Below are 2,894 nucleotides of genomic sequence, written 5' to 3' on the forward strand. Positions count from 1 at the left end.
GGCTTCAGTGTCGACAACGCCGGCTGGAGCTATGACATTGCCAACAGCCTGGTGCAGTTCCTCGCCGTCGGCGAAACCATCACCCTGAGCTTTGATGTCACGGTCGATGACGGCAACGGCGGCACCGACACTGAAACCGTGACTATCACCATCAATGGTACCAACGACCCGGTTGAAGGCGAATTTGCCAAAGAGATCTGGGTTCCGGCCTCCCTGTTACAACTCTCGGATCCTTATCTTGCCGGCTATCCGCTAAACATTGATGTACCGAGCGATGTAGATGCCACTGATGACATTAGCATCACAAACCTGAGCCTTGAGTTTATCGATCCGGGGGAAACCGCCGAGATAGGCTCCATTTGGTATTGGGATGAAGACATCCAGATGCTGGTGCAGTATGACTTTAACAATCCTGAGGCCTTATCCGCCACAGAGTTGGGCAGTCTGGTCTATATGCCGGGGGATAACGGTGACATAGAGGAACAACTGGATATTTCTCTGACCTTCACAGTCAACTCAGGTACAGATCAGGTTGATGGCGACTTCATCATCCATGCTGTGCCTGGTAACAGCTTGGGAGGGGAAAGTGTCACCATAGGTGATGGTTCATCGCCTTTGACCTCAGGGAATGATCAAGATGCTGTCCTCAGTATCAGTGGCGGATTCGCCGATGCCATTAATTTAGATCCAGCCAATGGTAGCCTGGATCTGTTTACCGATTACCAGAAATCGCCCTTTGCCATTCCAATTCCAGGAGATGAGAGAGACATTGACACTACCGCGGGCAGCAAGCGGGAAACAGAGGTCTCAGTCAGGCTTACCATTAATGGCATAACCTTCATAGTGCTGTTGGCAGATCCCGTCGATAGCGTAGAACAGACTTGGTTCTATGATGCGGATTCAGGCTTGATGAAGGCCAGTATTGGCTACGATCAGATAGTGCAAGAATCGGATAACTCAGTAACTCTCGCCGACTACCTGACTTTGAATCCGGCCCAAGCAGGCGATCTATGGACCATTACTTACTTCGACAATGATGGAGGCAGTTATCAGGCCAGGTATGTACAAGCTGTATTTACTCACGAGCTGCTACCTGATGATGCCATTACGGTAACAGGAACCGACGACATAGATAATCTCATCTTTGGTAGCACTCAAAGTGACTCGCTCACCGGGGCAAACCAAAGCGATGAAATTGTCGGTCGCGAAGGAAATGACACCATCTATGGTCTGGAAGGTGATGACCAACTACTGGGTGGCGCCGGCAATGACTACATCTTTGGCGGTACAGGTGCCGACTATCTGGTTGGCGGCCCCGGCAGTGATCGCTTGGATGCCGGCATAGACAATGACAGAGATATATTGATCTGGGATGCAGGGTCTGCAGATGGCAGCACTGATGAAGTCTATAACTTCGACCCTAACACAGATGCACTGGATTTATCAGACATCTTGGTCAATGAAGAAAACGGGGTTTTGGATGATTACCTGGACTTCAGCTTCGTGGGTGGCAACACCATCATAAGCGTCGACACAACAGGTGCCGGAGGGGACAGTGTCACCATAGTTCTCAATGGTGTGGATCTGTCCGCAGAGTATGGAACTACAGATGAAGGTGTGATTATTCAATCCCTTATCTCCGACGGTGCATTGTTGGTCACTCAACCTGTTGTTCAGGCTTCTTTTCCTGAGCCTAACTATACTTATTCATCCGAGGAACAATTAATTCCCTAACCTTAAGCAATAATTTTTTCAATAGAATCAACAGGAGCCGCAGGCTCCTGTTTTTTTATTAATCAACACCAAAAAATATTTCTTTTAAATCAGCAAATTAACAAATTTGCAAATAGCGTCAAAAAATTGACCTTTGAAAACAATTAATCTAAAATCGCACCCAAGAGATTTACACTATTTGCCAACTTGCAACCCAAACCTATTGGGCTGCAACTTTATTGATACGGATATTGCAAGCGCCGGGGGCGGGACATGAAAGCACTTATCACTACACAAGATGGTCAAGTTAAGACTTTGAATGGCAAGGCTTATGTCATGTCAAATGGCCAGCAAGTGCCACTACAACAGGGCGACTTCGTCGCGCAGGGAAGCGAAGTTTTTGTCGATAATGATGCACAAATAGAGCTCTTGCTCAGTGACGGAAGCAGTCTTGGAAGTGAAGCTGAAGTCCCTCAGGAAGCGTTGCAAAGTGCCGATTCTGCAACAGATTCTGAAATTGCTCAGCTACAGGCCCTTATCGCTGCGGGAGAAGATCCAACCGCTTCATTGCCTGATACTGCTGCCGGTGGAGCTCAAGGGAATGAGGGGACGTCCGGCTTTGTTTCCTTGGCAAGAAGTGGGGCAGAAACTCTGGCTGCCAGTGGCTACGATTCAGTGGGCGTCGAAGCTGATGCCATTACACTGCAAGATGGCTTGTCACAAAACACCTTCGAGTTGACTCAAGTTGCTCCCAGCACTGTAACCTTGTTGGCACCAACCCAAGTCAACGAGGGTGGCAGCATTACCTACACTGCTGTTGTAGACAATGCTCCTCTGGAAAGTGATTTGGTTCTGACTTTGTCCAACGGCGCGACTATAGTGATCCCTGTTGGCCAAACTTCAGGCAGCGTTACCGTCGACGCCCCCAGCGATGATGTCTACTTGGACAGTGAAGTACTGAATGTCGGTGTCACTGAGTCCCAGGGCGGCAACTACGAAAACCTGGACCTCGGCAATAGTGTCGATACTCAGGTCAATGACACCATAGATACCACCACGGTAACCCTGACTGCCCCGGTGCAGGTCAATGAAGGCGGCCAGATCACCTATACCGCCACGGTCAATAATGCCCCCGAAACTGACTTGGTACTGACCCTGTCCAACGGCGCCAGCATCACCAT

At 49.3% G+C, this 2,894-nt stretch carries 2 protein-coding genes; both read left to right on the forward strand.

Annotated elements, in window-relative coordinates; genetic code table 11:
* Window positions 1-1,734: type I secretion C-terminal target domain-containing protein (locus ACMHXI_RS00530; RefSeq protein ID WP_413733709.1), on the forward strand; the 1,734-nt coding region annotated here is incomplete at its 5' end.
* Window positions 1,735-1,986: 252 nt separating this feature from the next.
* Window positions 1,987-2,894 (forward strand): retention module-containing protein (locus ACMHXI_RS00535; RefSeq protein ID WP_144225386.1); only part of this gene is annotated, 908 nt, incomplete at its 3' end.

The sequence above is a fragment of the Shewanella sp. BJSY2023SW005 genome, from assembly GCF_047314585.1.
GTDB lineage: Bacteria > Pseudomonadota > Gammaproteobacteria > Enterobacterales > Shewanellaceae > Shewanella > Shewanella algae.